Source organism: Flavobacterium zhoui (genome assembly GCF_042787235.1).
Taxonomy (GTDB): domain Bacteria; phylum Bacteroidota; class Bacteroidia; order Flavobacteriales; family Flavobacteriaceae; genus Flavobacterium; species Flavobacterium zhoui.
The window spans coordinates 1-21,820 of record NZ_JBHZPY010000013.1; the positions used below are offsets into that span (position 1 = coordinate 1).

Consider the following 21,820-nt stretch of genomic DNA (forward strand, 5'->3'; position numbering starts at 1 on the left):
CAAAAAGCGGGAGTTGGTTTCTGTTGGTTCCGTTGATGAATTTCATATTTAAATGTACAAAAAATCAACGAGTTGAGCAAATAATTTGAGCGATTTTTAATACAAAAAATTCAAGCATTCAAAAAGAAGGTTATTAGACAGTTTGACGTCCCCGCGCTACAAGCAGTTTGGGACTAAATTAAGGCCATTCTTCGGATTTGCCAAATTATTCAAATACAAAACCATCTTTAAATTAAGCCTAATCCCCAAATTGCTTGTAGCGTGTGTTAGCGAATGTTGCGACACGCCTGTTGAGCACCAAAGATAGGACATTCCAATTATCCATTCCAATTGCGAAAGGTTTTCAGCCTCGGATTTCCATTTCAATTAGTTTCCGCTTTTTTAAATTCAAAGTTTAGAAATCGATAATTAAACCTCAAAAAAAATCGACAAAAAAATTCCGCTTTCAGTTTTCCAAAAAGCGGTTCACGTTTGTTTGTCCGCAACAATTAAATATCGATTTTCGGCTCCGATTTCGGTCAGCTCGGTTTCTGTTTCATTATATTTTTCCGCACTAAAACGCTCAATTAAAATCGGTTGCGTCTCGTTAACGGAGCAATAATCGCTAACTTGTATATAAGTGTGACAAAATCACACAAAGCCACCCAAATTTGGGTAGATATGTGTGATAGCTATCACACAATATTTAATTTCAAATATATCAATTTATTTCTATAAATAGTTTAAAAAACGGAATGTCAATTAAAAAAATAAATCGTAATTATATTCATCAAAGCCCGCATGAAGGATGGCAGTGGAAATCCTTTTATGCAGCGAAGCGAAAATAAAAGATTACTTCACCTGGCATATATTTTTTATTGGAGTTCAGTGAACTTCGTTTGCAACTAACAGCCTGACGCAGCTGTAACAGAGAGGAAGCTGGGGCATGCCCAAAAAAAATCCCTCTTGAAATGTCAAAAGGGATTGGTGTATCTTATGTTTTAGGGGAAATTATTCGATTTCCTCCTCGTCTTTGTCTTCTTTCTCCACAGCATCTTTATAGTCCGGATACAAAAACTTATTGTAAGGAAAACGGGTGATGTGAATGTGTCTTACCGCTTCATAAACGCGTTCTCTGAATTCCTCGAAATTTTCTTTTTGGGTAGCCGAAATAAATAACGCATTTTGTTCTCCAACCTTATTCATCCAAGTTGCTTTCCATTCTTCCAGAGTGAAATGTCTTGGGGTTTTTTCGGTCATTAAATCATCTTCGTCAATAGTCAGCGGTTTATAAGCATCTATTTTATTAAAAACCATAATGACTGGTTTGTCATTGCATTTAATATCCAATAAGGTCTTATTTACCGATTCTATCTGATCTTCAAATTCAGGATGCGAAATGTCAACGACATGCAATAGCAAATCAGCTTCACGAACCTCATCTAACGTACTTTTGAAAGAATCTACCAATTGTGTTGGTAATTTTCGAATAAAACCTACGGTGTCCGAAAGCAAGAAAGGCAAGTTTTTAATGACCACTTTGCGAACTGTTGTATCCAATGTCGCAAAAAGTTTGTTCTCTACAAAAACATCACTTTTCCCAACGGCATTCATCAAGGTTGATTTACCAACATTAGTATATCCCACCAAAGCCACACGAACCATAGCGCCACGATTGCCGCGTTGCGTTCCCATTTGCTTGTCGATACTTTTAATTTTTTCTTTCAATAAAGCAATTCTATCGCGAACAATACGCCTGTCGGTCTCAATCTCCGTTTCCCCAGGTCCACGCATTCCAATTCCCCCTTTTTGACGTTCCAGGTGCGTCCACATTCCGGAAAGTCTTGGTAACAAATATTGGCATTGCGCTAATTCTACTTGCGTTCTTGCATAAGAAGTTTCGGCACGTTGTGCAAAAATATCAAGGATAAGGTGTGTTCTATCCAGGATTTTACATTCCTCAATTATTTTAGAAATATTCTTTTGCTGTGAAGGTGACAATTCATCATCGAATATCAAGGTAGAAATCTCATTTTCTTTTACAAATTGATGAATCTCTTCAATTTTTCCAGTCCCCACAAAAGTCTTGGGATTAGGGCGTTCCATTTTTTGCGAAAAGCGTTTCACCACTTTCCCACCTGCGGTAAAGGTCAGAAACTCTAATTCGTCAAGATATTCGCGTAGTTTCTCTTCACTTTGGTTTTGGGTAACAATACCAACAATAGCTGTTTTTTCGAAATTTATTACTTCTTTTTCTAACATGTCTTTAAATAAGCTACAAATTTAATGATTTGCTTTGTACTTATGAAGTTATGGCTTTATAAAAAATCAGAAGGTGTGAATAATGCTAATTTTTTGAAACGGAGAGACATTTATTGATTAGGATTCGTTTTTCGCCAAAATGAGAAACTAAAAAAAGAACCTTGTAAATTTTAAATTTTATCAGTGATTAAAAAAAATGTGAAATAAACAATAAAGAGATTACTTTTGTTTTGACGACATTCAAAAATGGATTTCGTGAAAATTTGTTCTATTAGCAAACCTGAAAAATTAATTATTAAATTCTATTTAAAAAATGAAGCAATTTCTTTTTACAGCCTTACTTTGGCTAGCTTTTTTTAACACTGCAAATGCGCAGCAGTTAAAATCCCCGAATGGAAAATTTGTAATGGCATTCTCCTTACAAAATGACGGAACACCTAGTTACAGTTTAAATTACAAAGGCAAAGCAGTTGTAAAACCAAGTAAATTAGGCATTGAATTAAAAGATGACAAAAAATCGTTGTTAAATGATTTTACTGTAATTGACACAAAAACAGCAACTTTTGATGAAAACTGGAAACCAGTTTGGGGAGAAGTAGCCTCAATCCGCAATCATTATAACGAATTGGCAGTAACATTAAATCAAAAAGGAACGGACAGACAAATTGTTATTCGTTTTCGTTTGTTTGACGATGGTCTTGGATTCCGTTACGAATTCCCTTCACAAAAAAATCTTACTTATTTTGTAATCAAAGAAGAAAGAACGCAATTTGCCATGACAGGAGATCATACTGCATTTTGGATTCCTGGAGATTATGACACCCAAGAATACGATTACACTACCTCAAAATTATCTGAAATTAGAGGACTGAGCGAGAAGGCAAAAACTGCTAATGTATCGCAAACTTCTTTTTCTACAACAGGAGTTCAAACTTCACTTATGTTGAAAACGAATGATGGAATTTATATCAATTTGCATGAAGCGGCATTAATCAATTACTCTTGCATGCATTTGAATCTGGATGACAAGAACATGATATTCGAATCTTGGTTGACACCAGATGCCAAAGGAGATAAAGGATACATGCAAGCACCTAGCCATTCGCCTTGGCGTACGATTATCGTTAGTGATGACGCAAGAGAAATTCTAGCTTCAAAAATGACATTAAACTTGAATGACCCTAGCAAAATTGAGGATACTTCATGGATAAAACCAGTTAAATATGTGGGTGTTTGGTGGGAAATGATTACTGGCAAAAGCTCATGGGCTTACACGGATGAATTTCCAACGGTACAACTTGGGGTTAGTGATTTTGCAAAAGCAAAACCAAATGGAAAACACGGTGCAAATAATGCCAACGTTAAGAAATATATTGATTTTGCAGCAAAAAATGGTTTTGATGCGGTTTTGGTCGAAGGTTGGAACGAAGGTTGGGAAGACTGGTTTGGACACTCCAAAGATTATGTTTTTGATTTTTTAACGCCGTACCCAGATTTTGATGTTAAAGGGTTACATGAATATGCCAAATCAAAAGGAATTAAAATGATTATGCACCATGAAACTTCAGGTTCTGTTCGTAATTACGAACGTCATTTGGATAAAGCATACCAATTCATGAAAGACAATGGATATGATGCCGTAAAAAGCGGATATGTTGGTTCTATCATTGAAAACGGTGGAAATCATTATAACCAATTTATGAATAACCACTATCAATATGCCATCGAAAAAGCTGCCGACTATAAAATTATGGTCAATGCGCATGAAGCTGTTCGTCCAACGGGAATTTGCAGAACGTATCCAAACTTAATTGGCAACGAAGCGGCAAGAGGAACAGAATATCAGTCTTTTGGTGGGTCAAAACCAAACCATGTAACGGTATTGCCATTTACCCGCTTAGTAGGAGGACCAATGGATTATACTCCAGGGATTTTTGAAATGGATTTGAGTAAAATGAATAAGGACAACAACTCCCATGTAAATAGCACACTTGCAAATCAATTGGCATTGTATGTAACCATGTATAGCCCACTGCAAATGGCAGCTGATACTCCAGAAAATTATGATCGCTTTCCAGATGCCTTTCAGTTTATCAAAGATGTAGCGGTAGATTGGTCGGATAGTAAATATCTTGAAGCAGAACCTGGTCAATATGTTACTGTTGCGCGTAAAGCAAAAGTGACTAACAAATGGTTTATTGGTAATGTAAACGGTGACAATTCTCGTACCTCAACGATCAAATTTGATTTCTTGGACAAAGAGAAAAAATATATTGCTACGATTTATGCAGATGCTAAGGATGCGCATTATAAAACCAATCCACAAGCCTATACAATTCGTAAAATGACAGTGACTAACAAATCAAAACTGGCACAGCTAAGTGCTCCGGGTGGAGGTTATGCAATAAGCATCGTTGAAATCAAAAAATAATAATTACAAAAGGTCCTAAAAAAACTGCCCCCAAAAAGTGAGATACTATTTGGGGGCATTTTTATGAAAGAAAAACAAATTCCTAGTTCACGGAAATAAGTTTAACTTCAAAAATAAGTACAGAACCACCTGGAATAGGGCCGCTATCATTACTTCCATAACCTAAGTGAGCCGGAATTAAAAGAATACCACTTCCTCCTGCTTTGAAGTGAGGAATTCCCTCAGTCCAACCTTTTATCACTTGATTCAAACCAAATGAAATTCCTTCTGGTTTGCTTTGATCAAAAACATTTCCGTTAGTAAAATAGCCTTTGTAGGCCACGGTAACATTAGAAGTCGCAGTAGGTTGCGCTCCAGTACCAGGTTCGTTAACCACATAATACAATCCTGTATCACTTTTTTGAGCAGTTAATTTGTTTTTGGCAATATAATCAACAATTTCTTTTTCATTTTGAACGGTATAATCAACCGGTTTAGATGTTCCACCATCTGATAAACAAGAAACAAATAGTATAGAAACTAATGCTAATAAAATAGATTTCATAAATTTTAATTTAATTTGTAAGGGCACAAATATATAAAATACACGCTACATAAATTCTATTTTTTTTCTGTTATGTGGTAACATTAATTTCCAAAAACCTGAACATCATCTACTTGAAAAGCACCATCCAAAGCCAGGTTTTTTCCGGAACCTATATATTTAAAAGCAATATTAATTTTACCTTTATAAGAAGATAAATCTATTGCACCACTGCCTATAAATTGGTACCAAGGTGTGGCTTGTTTGGGTAATTTTGCCAAAACACGAACCCAAGTTGCGGTTGCTACATTCAATCCGTCAAAATTAGTGGAAACATAAACTTCCAAAGAATTTAAAGGGGAGTCCACATCTAAATGATGTTGGGCAGCTCTGAAAGTCAAAACCTCATTAGTATGTTTGTCCATATCAATTTTTGGAGAAATCAGCCAAGCCTCATTTGAAATTACCTTTGTACCTGAAATATTAAATTCGGCATACCCATTCCCGGAATACACGGTTCCTTTCCAGAAAAGCGCCCCCTTTTGAACAATATTTGCCCAGCCCGGAAGACTTAAATTTGATTTATCAATTACTGTTTCAAAATCTTGAGAGAAAAAAGGAACAGCTCTAGATCCAGTCATCACAACATCTTTCTCAGAGCGCGGTAATAGTTGGTAATCGGTTCCATATTTTGTTAAAACCCCTCTTACTTTTCCGCTTCCATTTGGAACCAAACTACTGGAAAAATCAGCAAAACTACTCGTTCTAAAATACAGCTGATTTCCTAATTTATCCATCAAACCCCAGTTGGTTGCGCCGCCCACATTATTGGTTTCTTCAAAATAATGGCGACCAATAGCATCCGAGGTAAACTGAACATCCGATAATTCAACCAAAGTATTCAAATTAGAGTCATTCAATAAATATTCCATCGAAATTTGCTTTACCAGAAGTTCCTCTTTTACGGTTGTACAAGAAGCATTCAGCACTTTTTTATAGTCATTTTGAGAAAGTCGCCCCACGCCTCCTTCATTGTAAGAATTGACAAAAATGCTGCCTATTCGCATCCCGCCAAATGAAATATCAGTGTATTGGTCTTTTAGTTTTACATACACTTTATTACCCAGTCTATAATCAATATACAAATTACTGGCATCCACAGGAACACTAAAACCTATGGCTGGTATTGTGGCTGTCGCCAAAGTTTGAAAAGAAATCGACTTAAAAAAATTCCCTGATTCATCGCTGGAAACTACGTACGCTTCTATAATATCGTCATACTTGTACTGGTTTACAATTGCATTGGCGTTTTCCCAAACTTCTGCAACAGTTCGGTTTACTGTTAAATCCGGTTGCGTACAAGTTAGTTTAGGAACATCTACAGCATCATTTACACAGCTTGTAAAAAGGAAGGTGATTGCTATAGAGAAAAACAAGGACTTGAAAATTAGTTTCATAGATGACTATTTATTGTTAAAAATGATTTGTATAATTGGCTGCTTATATGACCTTATATTTCTTATATGGTTAAACTATTTTGGTCGTTTTTTGAACCATATAAGGTCCTATAAATTTTAGAATATATTAATTGTTTGTATTCAAAGCGTAATGCGTTTTTATCTAAAAATTGATTGCAAGATTGACAAAATAGGTTCTTCCGTATCCGTAAAAATATTTGTTCCCAAACGATGGCGTTCCACTTGTAACATCCTGATTGCGTTGTCTGAAATTGGCATTTCTCGCTTGTTCGTAACCACCTGTTTTATAAGTCGTACTAAGCACATTATTAATACTCGCAAAAAGACCGACATTCTTCCCATAGATTCTCCACGATTTCCCACCCGTAAGATTTAACAAAGTCGTGGGATCGAATTTTTCCTGCTGTAATAATTCCCTGGCTCTTTCTTCTGTAGCTTCAGGAAAGGGAAATCCACTTGCTGGGTTGGTGTAAAAATGATTCGTTCTTGCTATTGGAGAAACATCAATATAACTATTTGCTAAATAATTGATATTCGCTCCAATCCACCAAAATTTAGGATCTCGATATTCAATTCCCAATGAATACGCTTGTTGCGGCATTCCCGGTTGTTTGTAATTTTTTAATAGCGCCATCCCAAAATCAAAAACAGGATTCGTGTTTTCTATTGTAGCTTCGGCGTCATTAGTGACCTTTACATCTGGATTACTATCATAAGTATATTTGCCGTAAGCAGCCGAAAAAGTAGTTTTTAGGGTTGGGTTTACCTGATATTCCAGGCTAGCCTCCGCGCCTAAATTCTTCTTGTTCAAATGCGTGAGTGTTTGACTCACAAATGCACTAGTATTGTTATACCCGGCACCATCATCAAAAATTCCTTCGGCGTAAAAGAAAGAAGTTTGCGTCGCATTTTTTATCAATGTGTAATAAGCCGTAATTCGCACTTTTAAAATGGGAGAACGAAAGATGTAGCTCGCATCTAGACTGCTGATATTCTCACTTTCCAATCCATTTATGATCGAGTTATTCAATCTTGAATTAGGAAAAGTATTTCTGATTGTTGGGGCTTTTGTCAGATGCGCTCCATTAAAAACCAATAATTTTTTCCCTGATATTTTAAATGTAATTCCTCCTTTGAATCCAAAATTTTCAAACAGCACTTTTTCACTTTTACCAAGAGAATTGGTTCCGTAAATTCCATTTTTATACAGGCCTTCCCTTTGATAACTGGTACTGGAAAAATTTTGAGCCAGATAAAATTCTACTTTATTATAAGAAAATTTGAATTGAGTGAACGCATCAAGTATATTGGCCACATAATTATAGTTATATCCGTATTCGTCCCCAACAACAACTTGCCTACTGGGATTATTTAAATCTGATTGGGACTTACTCCCATTATAAAACCCGTCAATATCATCAAAATACAAACCTCCCAATAAATCCAAAAGTTTCTGGAAATTGTGTGAATTTAAGTTTTTGAAAGACGCTCCGGCATTCAAGAAAACAGTCTCATTCAATTGTGTGTTGAATATCGATGTCGCAACAAAAGTATTATCATCGGTGCGGTCTTCGTACAAAACATACTTGCTTTTTGCAGGTTCGTATCCTGAAATATGGCCGTTACTATCCATAATTGGATCTTGATTGGCTTGGTACATCGCATACCAATCAATTTGTTGATTCGCTAAAAAAAACACTCTGCTTTTCTCCGCATTTTCAAAATCAGGGGTGAATTCACCTGAAAACTCGCCATTATCTTTTGCATATAGCGAACTGTAATAACTCGGCATTTTTCTGTAGTACGTTGGATCCGGGCTATTGGCATTTTGATAATCAAGGTTTGTGTTTCCTATTTTTCCAAATTGATACATCAAACTCGAATTCAAATTGGTATGATCATTTATTTTAAAATAATGATTCAGCATAACAATCGGTTCTTCGATCTTTTTCATTCTTGAATTTCTCTTCTTTCCGTCTTGGAAACCCCAATAAGAATTGTATTTTTCGCTAGTCAATTCAGTGACTTCCGCAGTATTTGGAGAATTTTTTCCTCTTGAATTGGGTGTATAAAAAGCAGTTATATTAAGGGAATGATAATCGTTTAATTTTTTTTCGACACTTAAAAAAAGAGAATTTGCATCGTAATTTGTTCCTTCAAAATAGCCTTCGGTTGCCAGACGTTTTCCTGCGGAAATAACAAATGCCCAACCTTTATCATTCATTCCGGAAGCATAGGTTCCCATCATGCGCCAACTGTAATTAGTATTAGTTCCGGAAAATGAAATACGGGAACCGGGTCTGTAAATGGAAGCGCGGGTATTAATTTCCTGTGTTCCTAAAATCCCTCCAAAAGTATAATCAGAAGGAGCAGTCCCTATGGAGAATTCCTGATTTCGTGTTGCATCGTTGAGTCCGCCCCAATCGCCCCACTGCGGTCTTCCGTCATACAATTTATTCATCACAACGCCATTAATCATCATTGTAGAATGCTCGCTGTCTAATCCCCGAATCCGGAATCGGGCCTGACCCCAATTGAAAGCGGCCGCTTGTTGAAAAGCATCTTTCGAGGATTGTAAAAGTCCTGACGTATTTTCGGAACCGCTATTGTCATCACTAAAATCACTTTCAGTTAGTGTAATTAAACTCCCTTGTTGTTCTATGGATTGATCTTCCTCTAAAGTTATTGTTCCCAGATCCATCAGTTGTCCCTCGAGTATATCTACCGGATATAAAGCGTCTTTAAAACCTTGGCTGTGAATCAGGATTAAAAAATTGCCAGCGGGGACTGAATAAAATCTGAAAGTCCCTTCCGGCTTTGTGAGTTCCGTCAAATTGGTGTTTTGAATAGAAACAACAACTGAACCTAATGGGCTTAGCGTTGTAGCATCGATAATCTTCCCGAAAATTCCCGTTTCCTGCTGTGCAAAAGCAAATTTAGTCTGTATTATTAAGAAAAGCGTTAAGTAAAATTTATTCATAAATAGTCACTGGTTATATAAATATGTTTGAAAGTTCTTTTTGAAAGAAAGTAGTTTTTGGTTTTTGGTGTTCAATAAAAACCACGACAATAGCGTTCCAAATAGGAAAAATAGGTCGAAAATTAACGGAAAATGATTTTTGGAAAAGTGTGGTATTTTAAAATTCTAAACAAAATCAAATAGCTGAATGTTTGGATTCTAAGGCTAAAAATAAGAAAAAAACTATAAATAAATACTTTTTAGCAAAATAATTCTCATAAAAAATCCGAATCGCTTAAAAACGATTCGGATTCTTTAAAATATATTCTAAAAAACAGGTTTAATTTATTGAATGGCCTTGATTCTGGAAACCATAAATGCAATCAAAACTCCAAAAACGCCGATAAAAGCAAATGAAAATCGCAGACCAAATAATTCAGCAATATATCCAATTACAGGTGGTCCCATCAAAAATCCAAGAAAACTTACGCTTGAAACTATTGTTAAAGCTTCTCCCGGAGGAACCGTGGGGTTTTTTCCCGCAATACTGTAAATCGTAGGAACAATCGTGGAAACTCCAAGTCCTACAAACATAAATGCAATTGTGGACGGAATTAAATACGGAAAAAATACAGCCGTAAAAAGTCCCGCCGAAATCATAATACCGCTTATTTGCATTACCGGTTTTCTCCCAAATCGATGAATCAAACCATCCCCAAAAAATCGTCCTCCAGCCATCATTATCATAAACGATGTGTATCCCAAAATCACTAATGGCCCGGGCGCTTTGATAACATCTTTGAAATAAACGCCACTCCAATCAAACATCACGCCCTCGCTTGCCATACAGCAAAAACCAATTATGCCCAACCAAATTAAAGCACTATCTGGTTTTGAGAACAATTTTTTCTTTTCAGTTTTGATTGTTTCCTTGGCTTTTATCAAAAATTTAAAATTAAGAACCATCAATAAAAGAACGATTCCGCCAACAATCATAAAATGAATCAGAGGGGTCAGATTTAATGCCAACATTCCTATTCCAACTAAAGCACCTATGAAACCAGCTAAACTCCACATCCCGTGAAACGAAGACATAATGGTTTTTTTAAAAAGTTCTTCGGTATAAACGCCTTGTGTATTTACCGCAATATTGGCCAAGTTACCAAAGATTCCGAAAAACAATAATCCAAGGGAAAGCTGCCAAGAAGCTGTTGCCAACCCTAAACTTGTTAAACTAAAAACATAAAATAACAAGGAAAATATAAGGATGCGGTGGCTTCCAAAACGGGTAACTAATTTTCCTGAAAAAGGCATAATAATCAGTTGTCCCAGCGGAATCGCAAATAAAATAGTTCCTAATTCACCTGATCCTAAATCCAATTGGGTTTTAATATCAGGAATTCTGCTCGCCCAAGTGGCAAAACACAATCCCATACCAAAATAAAACATCGAAACCGCCCAACGGATTCGGTTTAGATAAGAAAGTTTAGCATTTTTATACGTTTTCTTGTATTTTGCTTTGGTTTTAAACCGAGATATAAAATTTAAATCAATCAAGGGAAGTGGGTTTTGAAATTTAATTTTTCAAAATTACAAAAAGCAATCGTTCCTCTTATCTAAACAAAATACTTATCTAAAATTACATCGTTATTGTTTATAAAAACTACAAATTCCTTCTTTAAAAAAGTGATGATCGCAAATTCGCGAATTTTACAAGTATTAAAATAAATTTGCGAATTTGCGGTTAATTTTTTTTTAGACTTAAGAAGTACAACCTATAAATCAATCACTTTCTTTTGGGAACTGCTTTGAATCGCGGCTTCAATAATTTGCATAACATGAAGTCCGTCTAGTGCTGTTACAGGTTCTGGCTGATCATTTGAAATGGAATTATAAACTCCATCAAAAAAGTCATAATAATTACCTTGAAGTGTTTCAACATTAGCAATAAAAACGTCGTTGTTAATCTCTGTATGAAGCAGTCCTTCTTTGCTCTTAGCTTCTGTTCCCCAATCCGCTAAATTTGGTTTTTTTCCCAATTTCAAATCATCTTCCTGCACATCGCCACGCGGTTTCAGAAAAGATCCTTTTTTGCCATGAATCACATAAGCAGGATTCGCTTCTCTGACAAAAAATCCCGCTTTTAAGCGGGCTCTAAAATCAGAATAGTAAAGTAAAATATCAATGTAGTCATCAACTAAAGAATGTTCTCTAGTAAAGCGGATATCAGCAAAAACAGCGTTAGGTAAACCAAATAGACACAGCGCCTGATCAATTAAATGAGGCCCCAAATCTTTTAGGATTCCGGCGCCGGAATTAGCAGATTCTTTGTGTTGCTTCGGACTCAGAAACGGATTATAACGGTCAAAATGAAATTCGGCTTCCACAATATCCCCTAATTTTTTCTCTGAAATAATTTTCCGCACTGTTTTGAAATCACTGTCCCATCTCCTGTTTTGAAAAACAGCCAGTTTCACTCCTCTTTCTTTTGCCAATGCAGCCAATTCCTGCGCTTGGGCAACGGTAGTGGTGAATGCTTTTTCGACAATGGCATGTTTTCCAGCCAGCAATACTTTTTTAGCGTATTCATAATGGGTTTCGACCGGGGTATTTATAATGACCAAATCGACATCGTCCTCGAGCAGCGCCTCCATTGCGAAATAACTTTTAACCGATGGATAATCCTCCCGAATTAGTTTTTTACTTCTTTCCCAGGAACCAATCAGTTCAAATCCTGGGTGAAATGATATAAATGGTGCGTGGAATACTTTTCCGGACATTCCGTAGGAAAGCAAAGCCGTTCTTATTTTTTGCATATCGTGTTTTTCAAATTATTGGCGTGTTCTTTTTTAAACATATAAGTCATATAAGAAATCTTAGAAAAAACTTATATGTCTTATATGTTTCAAAATCAAAATCTTACTTTTTAGCTCTTTCGTATTGTTTTGGCCATTCGATATCCGCTTGTAAATCATGGGCAAATGTCAAACCTAAATTCGGGTTTCTAAGGGATTCTCTGGCAAACAAAACCAAATCCGCCTTTCCTGAAGCAACGATTTCTTCTGCCTGAGTTGCTTCAGTGATCAAACCTACGGCGCCAGTTCTGATACCAACTTCCTTTTTGATTTGTTCTGCAAAAGGTACTTGGTAATTTGGACCCAACGGAATTTGCTGATGCGATACTGCCCCGCCTGAAGAAACATCTATTAAATCCACGCCCTTTTCCTTTAGTATTTTCGAAAGCTGTACCGACTCTTCAATATTCCAACCGCCTTCAGCCCAGTCAGTTGCTGATATTCTGATAAATAAAGGCAACTCTTTTTTCCATTCGGATTTTACGGCTTCTACCACTTCCCGAGTCAATCGGATTCGATTTTCGAAACTTCCTCCGTACTCATCGGTTCTAAAATTGGACAAAGGCGAAAGAAACTGATGTAATAAATAACCGTGTGCGGCATGAATTTCCATTAATTGAAAACCTGCTTGGACCGCTCTTTTGGTCGCGGATGCAAAATCTGAAACTACTTTTTGAATTCCTAATTTATCAAGTGCTATTGGTGGTTTTTCATTTTCGTGATACCCTACAGCACTTGGAGCCACGGTGTCCCATCCCCCTTGAGCTACATCTATTTTTCTACCGCCTTCCCATGGAGATGCAGAACTGGCTTTTCTTCCGGCATGCGCCAATTGAATTCCTGGAATTGCATTTTGACCGAGAATAAACTGATTGATAATTTTCATTTTATACATCTGCTCGTCTTTCCAAAGTCCTAAATCTCCGGGAGAAATTCTGCCTTCGGGAGAAACTGAAGTGGCTTCCTGAATAATCAATCCCGCTCCACCGCTAGCGCGACTGCCTAGATGTACGAGATGCCAATCACTGGCAAAACCATCTGTTGCTGAATATTGGCACATTGGAGAAATAACAATTCTATTTTTAAACGTAATACTTTTTATTTGAAGAGGAGAAAATAATTTTGAAGACATAAAGTTGATTTTAAAGTGAAGATAACGAGAAATATCGTTTCAAAAAAGTAAAGTTAAGGGACATTGATGAAAGTAAAAATTGAAATTCTAATAATTAACAAACTTTTAAACGGTATGGAACAATTATTGTAAATTAAACAAATAGAAAACCTTACTTTTGTACGTTGTAAAAGAACTAAAATTAAAAAATGGACATATTTATAAAGCTTTCTCAATTTTTATTGAGCTTATCATTACTTATTATACTTCACGAATTAGGACACTTTATTCCTGCTAAATTATTCAAAACCAGAGTCGAAAAATTTTACTTGTTTTTTGATGTTAAATATTCCCTTCTAAAAAAGAAAATTGGCGAAACCGAATACGGTATTGGTTGGTTGCCTCTTGGCGGTTATGTAAAAATATCCGGAATGATTGATGAAAGCATGGACAAAGAACAAATGGCTTTGCCTCCACAACCATGGGAATTTCGTTCTAAACCAGCTTGGCAGCGTTTGATTATTATGTTAGGCGGTGTTACCGTGAACTTCATATTAGCCTTTATCATTTATATCGGAATGGCATTTGCTTATGGCGATACTTACATTGCTAATGCGGATTTGAAAGACGGTCTTTTGATTGAAAATAAAGCCATGCAAAACGCAGGTTTCAAGACAGGAGACAGAATTTTGGCGGTAGATGGTGAAAAAATAGCCAAATTTGACAATGATATCAGTGCAAAAATTGTAATGGGAAAGCAGGTTCTTATTGAAAGAAACGGAGCCCAACAAGAAATCAAAATGCCGAATACTTTTGTAGACCAATTGTCAAAAGTTGAGAAAGCACCAATAGTAGCTATTAGAATACCATTTGTTATTGGAGCTGTTGAACCAGAATCTAAAAACACCGCATTGCAGCCAAAGGATATTTTTCTTTCCCTTAACGGTGAAAAAACAAAATACCTTGATGAAGCAAAATTTGTTTTAGAAAAAAACAAAAACAAAACTATTCCGGCAACTATTATTAGAAATCAAAAGGAAGAACGTATTACCGTTGTGGTTTCCAAAGAAGGAACCTTAGGAGTGCAATTAGGTGGATTAGGAATGGATTCCCTAGAAAAACTTGGATACTATAAAATAAGCAAACAAGAATTTGGTTTCTTGGAATCTATTCCGTTTGGAATTACAAAAGGTAAAAACCAATTGATAGGATACGGAAAACAATTAAAAATGATTTTCAGTCCAAGTACCGGAGCTTACAAACAAGTGGGTGGATTCAAAGCCATATTTGATATTTTTCCTAGCACTTGGAGTTGGGAAACCTTTTGGTCACACACGGCAATCCTATCAATAATGCTTGGAGTTATGAACTTATTGCCGATTCCTGCACTCGATGGAGGTCATGTAATGTTTTTATTATATGAAATCATCAGCGGTAAAAAACCAAGTGATAAATTCCTAGAGAATGCGCAAATGGTTGGTTTCGTATTACTTATAACATTGTTACTATTTGCTAACGGAAACGACATTTACAAGGCAATTGTAGGGAAGTAAAAAAAAATGAAAAAAGTTTTATTTTTGCTTGCAGAAATCAAATTAAGCCCTATCTTTGCACCGCTTTACAAGTGAAACAAACTACACTTATAAGCACACAAAAACGTTCATTTCTTACCAGAATAAAAACATACAGTTTCCTTCTTAGCTCAGTTGGTTAGAGCATCTGACTGTTAATCAGAGGGTCCTTGGTTCGAGCCCAAGAGAGGGAGCTTTTTAAAAAGACTTTACAGCAATGTAAGGTCTTTTTTGTTTTAAAGCGATAGTGAAAGCAAGACTTCATGATGTTTTGTTAAAAACTGTGGAATTTGCAATTTGACAACTTTGATCCATTTTTTGATAAAAAAAGGTACCCATTACGGTACACTATTATTTTACTATATAATTTTTCAAAAGTACTGTTGAGGTTTTTTTGATAACCCATCGATTCCGTTAAACCAGTTTGTAAATGCGACTTGGTCAGGGAGGTCTCTCTAAGATGCTTTAAGCTAAAATTATCAAATAAATAAGCCTCTCTTGTGTAAAAATTGAAAGAAGGATTTCCACAACATAGCTTATTCAAACAGGTTTCTTTCTTTTAAAAAATCAAAAATTAACTTATCCACCTCTGATATTTTATCTTTATCGGAATAATTTAGCCATATAATTTCTTCGATTTCTGAATCCGCTATTAGTAAACCAGTATAACTTGCGGAGTAACAAGTCATTTTAACAAACGTGTCTGCAGAATGCCCATGAGCTTGAGCTTGAAAAATCCCCATAAATTTTAGTGTATTAGGAATTAATTCTACATTGAGTTCTTCCTTAATTTCACGACATAACGCCTCTTCGTCCGCCTCATCTTTTTCTCTTTTACCTCCTGGGATATAATATTTATTTTTACCAAAAGATTTTGTAGATAGAATTTTATTATTTTTAATTTCAATCCAAGCTAGCTTATCAATTATTTTCATTTGTTGTGTTTTTAATATCATCTAGGTTTTAGTTTGCAAAGTAACTAAATATCCTCCTATTCACTTCTTTTACCACTGCCGTTTTATCGATGTAATTTTTTTCAATCGAATACTTGATGATTTTTGAGTCTTTTTTGTTTTAAAGCTGTAGTGACATCAGTACTTCAAGTTGTTCTTAAAAAATGGCGATCTATCTTCCGATTTACTATTATAGATTACCAATTGTTCTTATAGTCTTTATTTCGGAACAATTGTGCGATTTTTAATAAAACGCGGTGCAGGAAATGGAACATTCACGCTCAACTATTAGAAAAAAATAATGGAGCTATTTTTCTTTTTTGTTTTTTAAATTTCGATATTTACCTAAAAAAAAAAATGATGATACGAAGAAGATTTATTGGTTCAGCAGCTTTATTTGGAATTGCAGGTATTATGGGATTTACAATGCGCTCAAAGAAAAAACCTTTACTACACCATGTGTTTTTTTGGTTAAAAAACCCACAATCAGAGTCAGATAAACAACAATTGATTACTGGTTTAAAAACTTTAGCAGCAATTCCAACGATTCGTCAAATTAATGTTGGCGTTTTAGCTTCCACTGAGAAACGGGAAGTTGTAGACACCTCCTGGGACGTTTCAGAACTGATGTTTTTTGATGATGAAGCTGGGCAAAAAATATACCAGGAGCATCCACTTCATCAGATTTTTATAAAGAACTGTTCTCATTTATGGGAAAAGGTAGTTGTTTATGATTCGATAGATGTATAAAAGCGGAAGGAGTTGCGCTACTGCCAATTCAAGTGACAATACTATTTTACTGCGCGTTTCGCAATTTATTTCTTGAATTCTTTTATATATACAAACTGTTATTTTAATTCCACTTGATTAAATTGCTGTTATTTTTAACAGAAAAAATTAAAACTACTTTTGAAAGATTACAAAAGAATAAGTCAAAACTATAATTTCATATACTGCATAAAGTAGATGAATCCCAAAGCCAAATCATTAGTAACTCAAAAGATCTAATTATACAAAATTCTTATTTATAGAGAAATGGATAATAAGAGCTTACCCTAAAACAGGCAGATTAGCCTTCCTTGCCACATAAAAAAGTATATCGACATAGACAATGAATATCTTTATGGCCCATTTAAGTAAAGGATTAAGTAATGATTTCTATCAATTAAATACAATTTGTTTTACAATCACAATTCCCTCCAACAGACTTAAAATTTTTTTGTGTTTGTTAATTAAAAGCAAATTAAAAATACTTCCTTATCTTTTTTATTCCTCTTTTAGTATCTTTCAAAAAGATTTTTACCCAATCGGAACAAAAAAATATTGCTTATGAAAAAAATCACACTAGTTTCTCTTTCGATTATATCATTTCTTTCATTTAATTGCGATGCGCAAGTCAAACCAAACGATATTGTCATTAAAGATGAGATAAAAACATATACTTTAGAAAGCGTAGCCTCAGATATTGCTATTCCGTGGGGAATGACTTGGTTACCAGACGGTGCCATGTTAGTTACTGAAAAAAGTGGTATTCTGTATCATATCAAAAACGGCACAAAAACCGAAATCAAAAATGTTCCCAAAGTGTATTCTCGAGGACAAGGTGGATTGTTAGATATCGTCCTGCATCCTGATTATGCTAAGAATGGTTGGATTTATATGACCTACGCTTCAGATGAGGGCGAAGGGTCCGGTGGTAACACTAAACTAATTCGAGCAAAATTATTAGACGGAAGTCTGACACAAATTGAATCGCTTTACAAAGCCACTCCAAATACTACAAAAGGACAGCATTTTGGTTCCCGAATTGTATTTGACAACGACGGCTATTTATATTTCTCGGTGGGAGAACGTGGGGAGCATTTCGTAAATCCGCAAGACATTACACGCGATGGTGGAAAAATATACCGATTAAATGATGACGGAAGTATTCCTAAAGACAATCCATTTGTAGGCCAGACCGGAGCCAAAGAAGCAATTTACACTTATGGGAATCGCAATCCGCAGGGAATGGCAAAAAATCCCGTAACGGGAGCCATTTGGGCACATGAACACGGGCCTCAAGGTGGAGATGAAATCAATATTATCAAGAAAGCGGCTAATTATGGATGGCCGGTGGTTACTTATGGCATCGATTACGATGGAACAACCATCAGTAAAGAAAACGAAAAACCAGGCATTGAAAAACCTATTTATTATTGGCTGCCTTCCATCGCTCCAAGCGGAATGACTTTTGTAACTAGTGACAAATATCCGGACTGGAAAGGACATTTGTTGGTTGGTTCTTTAAAATTTCAATATCTTGAATTGCTAAAGTTGAAAGGTAATGAAGTTATAGACAGACAAAAAATAGCAACCGATATTGGTCGTGTGCGTAATGTGGCGCAAGGCCCGGATGGCTATATTTATATGGGCGTTGAAGGAAAAGGAATTATTAAAATCATACCGAATTAAATATGTTGACAACGAAAATATTTTTAGGATTTGGAGTGTTAGTATTAGGAAGCTTCTCTTTCGAAGAACCATTTCCCCCAGACAATTACAGTGACTTCAATACCGAAACTACGGTTGTTTCAAAACTTCAGTCACCCGGAAAAGAAATTTATGCTGATTTTTGCATGCAATGTCATGGTGCAAATGGTAAAGGAGATGGTAAGAATTTCCCTCCTCTTGACGGTTCTGACTGGCTGAAAACCAAGAGAAATCAAAGTATCGCTGCCGTAAAATTTGGACAAAGTGGCGAAATTATTGTCAATAAAATCAAGTTCAATAGCAGCATGCCAGCCATGGGACTTACGGATCGGGAAGTCGCTGATGTGATGAATTACATCATGACATCCTGGAGTAATAAACAAACTAAAATCGTTACCGAGAAAGAAGTCGCGACCATTAAAAAATAAAATTCAGACTCAGGATTTCGATCTAAAAAACATACGATACCGAAAAACCACCATAAAAATTAATGGGATTTCCCGGGTAAAAATAACGCGGAGCAGCAGTACCAAAACCAACGGCATTAGGCAGAATGTTGGCTGCATATTTAGTGTCTAAAGCATTATTAATTCCAGCATTAAGCTCTATTTTTAAAATTTTAAGAATCGTAAAAACATATGTCGTTTTAATATCAAGCAACGAATACCGCTCACTGTATTTTGTATTGGAATCGTTTAACGGAATTTTTCCTATCGTCCGGAAAGAAGTGTTGACACTAAATCCGTTTTTAGTATTTAAATCCACTCCAAAATTGAATTGTTTTTCGGGAACTCCCGTAAGTTGGTTTCCCGAATAATTCGCATCACCATCCAAAAATTCTTTGAATTTAAAAGTATTGAACGCGCCTGAAAAATAAGGTTTGATTTGAAGTTGGGTCAGTTCTAGAATTTTGTAATTAACCAAGAATTCCAAACCCGTATGCGAACTGCTGCCCGCATTAATTCCTACAAATTGATCCTCAGCGGTGCGTCGTGCCACCAATAAATTTTCAATTTGTGTGGAATAAAAAGTTACTTCTGTATATACTTTATTTGTAAGCCAATTTCCTTTGAAACCCAATTCGTAATTCCAACCAATTTCCGGTTTTAAATTGGTGTTTATTTGACCTTCGGGAGTCAATGTTTCGGCAACCGAAGGAACAGAAAATCCTTTGCTGACGGACGTAAATATATTTTTCCCATTGCTTACTTTATACGACAAACCAACTCTTGGCGACCAAACATTTCCAAAAGTAAATGGCATTTTTTGACCGCCAGAATTATTTTCGAAAACATCTTCTAGCGAATATTTGGTTGTGTTTAATGCCAGTCCGGTTTCCAGATGCAGCTTTTTGGAAATCCAAAATTCCATTTGTAAAAAGTAGTTGGTGTAATTCCGATTTTGTTTGATGGCACTAAACTCCTCTCCTTGAATACTGCCTTGACCCGGTTGCGATTGGTACAAATTTTTAGAAAGAGAATACCCGTATTTTTCGGTTAATAATTCGGTGCCAAAACTCAATTCAAAGGGCAAAGAAAACAATCGGTTCTTATAATTTACATTAGAACGAAGACCTAGCGAAATTATTTTTTCGTCCAAAATATTAAACGGCCTGGGTTCATAAGCATCTTTATAATTAGAAAAAATACTGGTTTGAATGGACCATTTCTGCGAAAATTGATGATCGTATCCCAATCCAAGCATGATTTATCATACGACTCAAAACCTTGTGCCGCTGCCCAAGTAGCGGCTGCCTTCTCCGGATTGTTTTTTAAATCCGTCTCATTGATAGAACTTGGAATAAAAGCTTTCAATCGGGTGAACGTTCCCAAAAATGACAAACTGCCATTGGAACCAATTTTTTGTTTGCCGTGCAAGTTAAATGATTTTCTGTTGTAGGAACTATTGGCTCTAAAGCCGTCACTTTGTAAGTCTGTAAAGCTTGTGAATACATTTGTTTTGGAATCGCTGTATCCTGCCGAAAGACGTTGCTGCAATAAGCCAAAACTCCCAAAAGTAACCGTTGATTTTCCAAAAGATTCTAATAAAGGCGTCTCTCTTGAAAACAGCTGAATTACACCACCCAAACCGGAACCAAAACTAGTAGAATTGGGCCCTTTTATAATTTCAATTTTTTCAATTGAAGCCAAATCAATATCATCAATCGTAGTTTCGCCTTCACCGGAAGTCAATGGGATTCCATCAAAATAGGCCTTTATTCTATTGGTTCCGTATTGAGATCGAGCGCCAATGCCACGAATAGTGATCCTATTAGTATTCAAAGCGCCTTGTTGCATCGTAACGCCAGGAATTTTGTTTAAAACCGGAGTCATTATAATTCCGTCACTTTTATTGATATCGGCAGTAGTAATCACTGAAACGGAGGCCGCAACATTTTGAACTACATTTTTTATAGGCGAACCCTTCAACGTTATTTCTGAGAGTGCGATTGTATCTTTTTTTATCTGGCTAAAAATTGATGTAAAGTAAAATAGAAATAAAAAATTGATGAAAAATGGAAGTTTATAGTTTTTCAAGTATTTGATAAATTGATTTTGTAAAAAGTTCATGAAATTTTTATAAAGTTACTGTTTTCTTTTATCTTATAAAAGAGCTGAAGTTTGGGATTTGATTTGCAGATTCAATGCCTTCATTCCTTTACACTCCCAAAACAAAACTACTTTATCACATTCTATTTAAGACTAAAGATCGAGTACTATTCGTTTTCATTCAACTAGTGAAGTAAACTGTTTTACTAATCCCCCATGTATTTAATTAAAAAAAAAATCATCCTTTTACGGGAAACCGTAAAATAGCTAAACTAGAGTGAATTATGTTTGTAATACCTAATGGTCGATAATTCAGAAAACTAATATTCTAAACTTTGGAAACAGCATGCTGAAATAGGGAAGTTTCAATACTGTTTTGATTTGTAATTTGTTCTTGATTGAAAAAATTTGCTAATCGACTCCTAAGAAGTTTCCCTCCAAAGTTTGTTTTAAAATATTGCATTGCTTTATGACTTCCATGTTATAATGGGGTTTTGGTTAATCAAGTGTTGTAAAGCGAAAAGAAGACTGTCGGTGACGATAGTCTTTTTTGTTGGTACCTATATTGAATTTATAGCTTTCAAAAATTAATCTAGTACTATTTAATGATAATACGGAATAAATTAAGAATGATTCACTCAAAGCTTGCTTTTTGAAATTCACTAATTCAAAACGGC

15 protein-coding genes and 1 tRNA gene are annotated in these 21,820 nt (G+C 35.5%); 6 read left to right on the forward strand and 10 right to left on the reverse strand.

Features of this window, described 5'->3' with window-relative positions; all coding sequences use genetic code 11:
* Positions 1–990: 990 nt before the first annotated feature.
* Positions 991–2,241 carry a GTPase HflX gene (gene hflX / locus ACFX5F_RS13570; protein WP_379852546.1) on the reverse strand — a complete coding sequence of 417 codons (1,251 nt, stop codon included), beginning with the start codon at positions 2,239–2,241 and terminating at the stop codon, positions 991–993.
* 313 nt (positions 2,242–2,554) lie between these two features.
* On the opposite strand from hflX, the gene ACFX5F_RS13575 reads away from it, so the two are divergent.
* Positions 2,555–4,672 carry a glycoside hydrolase family 97 protein gene (locus ACFX5F_RS13575; protein WP_379852547.1) on the forward strand — a complete coding sequence of 706 codons (2,118 nt, stop codon included), beginning with the start codon at positions 2,555–2,557 and terminating at the stop codon, positions 4,670–4,672.
* A gap of 82 nt (positions 4,673–4,754) precedes the next feature.
* On the opposite strand, the gene ACFX5F_RS13580 is transcribed toward ACFX5F_RS13575, so the two are convergent.
* The 6 genes from ACFX5F_RS13580 to ACFX5F_RS13605 form a co-directional block, all read right to left on the reverse strand.
* Positions 4,755–5,216, reverse strand: a complete 462-nt coding sequence (locus ACFX5F_RS13580; protein WP_379852549.1) for an FKBP-type peptidyl-prolyl cis-trans isomerase — start codon at positions 5,214–5,216, stop codon at positions 4,755–4,757.
* A gap of 83 nt (positions 5,217–5,299) precedes the next feature.
* On the reverse strand, positions 5,300–6,652 hold the full coding sequence (locus tag ACFX5F_RS13585; RefSeq protein WP_379852550.1) for a DUF5689 domain-containing protein: 1,353 nt from the start codon (positions 6,650–6,652) through the stop codon (positions 5,300–5,302).
* Positions 6,653–6,815: 163 nt separating this feature from the next.
* On the reverse strand, positions 6,816–9,653 hold the full coding sequence (locus ACFX5F_RS13590) for a TonB-dependent receptor (protein ID WP_379852551.1): 2,838 nt from the start codon (positions 9,651–9,653) through the stop codon (positions 6,816–6,818).
* A gap of 324 nt (positions 9,654–9,977) precedes the next feature.
* Entirely contained in the window at positions 9,978–11,189 is a 1,212-nt protein-coding gene (locus tag ACFX5F_RS13595) for an MFS transporter (RefSeq protein ID WP_379852552.1), read from the reverse strand.
* Between the two features lie 218 nt (positions 11,190–11,407).
* On the reverse strand, positions 11,408–12,448 hold the full coding sequence (locus ACFX5F_RS13600) for a Gfo/Idh/MocA family oxidoreductase (protein WP_379852554.1): 1,041 nt from the start codon (positions 12,446–12,448) through the stop codon (positions 11,408–11,410).
* A 103-nt stretch (positions 12,449–12,551) separates the two neighbouring features.
* A complete protein-coding gene (locus tag ACFX5F_RS13605) occupies positions 12,552–13,619 on the reverse strand; it encodes an NADH:flavin oxidoreductase/NADH oxidase (RefSeq protein WP_379852555.1) in 1,068 nt (355 codons plus the stop codon).
* 188 nt (positions 13,620–13,807) lie between these two features.
* Between ACFX5F_RS13605 and rseP the strand changes: the two genes are divergently transcribed.
* Both rseP and ACFX5F_RS13615 read left to right on the forward strand, forming a co-directional pair.
* Positions 13,808–15,151, forward strand: a complete 1,344-nt coding sequence (gene rseP, locus ACFX5F_RS13610) for an RIP metalloprotease RseP (protein ID WP_379852556.1) — start codon at positions 13,808–13,810, stop codon at positions 15,149–15,151.
* A gap of 138 nt (positions 15,152–15,289) precedes the next feature.
* A tRNA-Asn gene (locus tag ACFX5F_RS13615) sits at positions 15,290–15,363 on the forward strand.
* Positions 15,364–15,705: 342 nt separating this feature from the next.
* On the opposite strand, the gene ACFX5F_RS13620 is transcribed toward ACFX5F_RS13615, so the two are convergent.
* A complete protein-coding gene (locus tag ACFX5F_RS13620) occupies positions 15,706–16,104 on the reverse strand; it encodes an NUDIX hydrolase (protein ID WP_379852557.1) in 399 nt (132 codons plus the stop codon).
* Between the two features lie 375 nt (positions 16,105–16,479).
* Here ACFX5F_RS13620 and ACFX5F_RS13625 point away from each other — a divergent pair, with 375 nt between their 5' ends.
* The 3 genes from ACFX5F_RS13625 to ACFX5F_RS13635 all read left to right on the forward strand — a co-directional run bounded on the left by ACFX5F_RS13625 (position 16,480) and on the right by ACFX5F_RS13635 (position 19,022).
* On the forward strand, positions 16,480–16,872 hold the full coding sequence (locus ACFX5F_RS13625; protein WP_379852559.1) for a Dabb family protein: 393 nt from the start codon (positions 16,480–16,482) through the stop codon (positions 16,870–16,872).
* A gap of 579 nt (positions 16,873–17,451) precedes the next feature.
* Positions 17,452–18,576: a PQQ-dependent sugar dehydrogenase gene (locus ACFX5F_RS13630; protein ID WP_379852560.1), complete on the forward strand. Its 1,125-nt coding sequence runs from the start codon at positions 17,452–17,454 to the stop codon at positions 18,574–18,576.
* Positions 18,577–18,578: 2 nt separating this feature from the next.
* Complete coding sequence (locus ACFX5F_RS13635) at positions 18,579–19,022, forward strand: c-type cytochrome (protein ID WP_379852561.1); 444 nt, start codon at positions 18,579–18,581, stop codon at positions 19,020–19,022.
* A 22-nt stretch (positions 19,023–19,044) separates the two neighbouring features.
* Here the strand turns inward: ACFX5F_RS13635 and ACFX5F_RS13640 are convergent, their stop codons facing one another.
* Positions 19,045–20,289, reverse strand: a complete 1,245-nt coding sequence (locus ACFX5F_RS13640; protein ID WP_379852669.1) for a TonB-dependent receptor domain-containing protein — start codon at positions 20,287–20,289, stop codon at positions 19,045–19,047.
* Complete coding sequence (locus tag ACFX5F_RS13645) at positions 20,178–21,164, reverse strand: TonB-dependent receptor (protein WP_379852562.1); 987 nt, start codon at positions 21,162–21,164, stop codon at positions 20,178–20,180. Before ACFX5F_RS13645 ends, ACFX5F_RS13640 begins: the two co-directional genes overlap by 112 nt.
* Between the last annotated feature and the right edge of the window lie 656 nt (positions 21,165–21,820).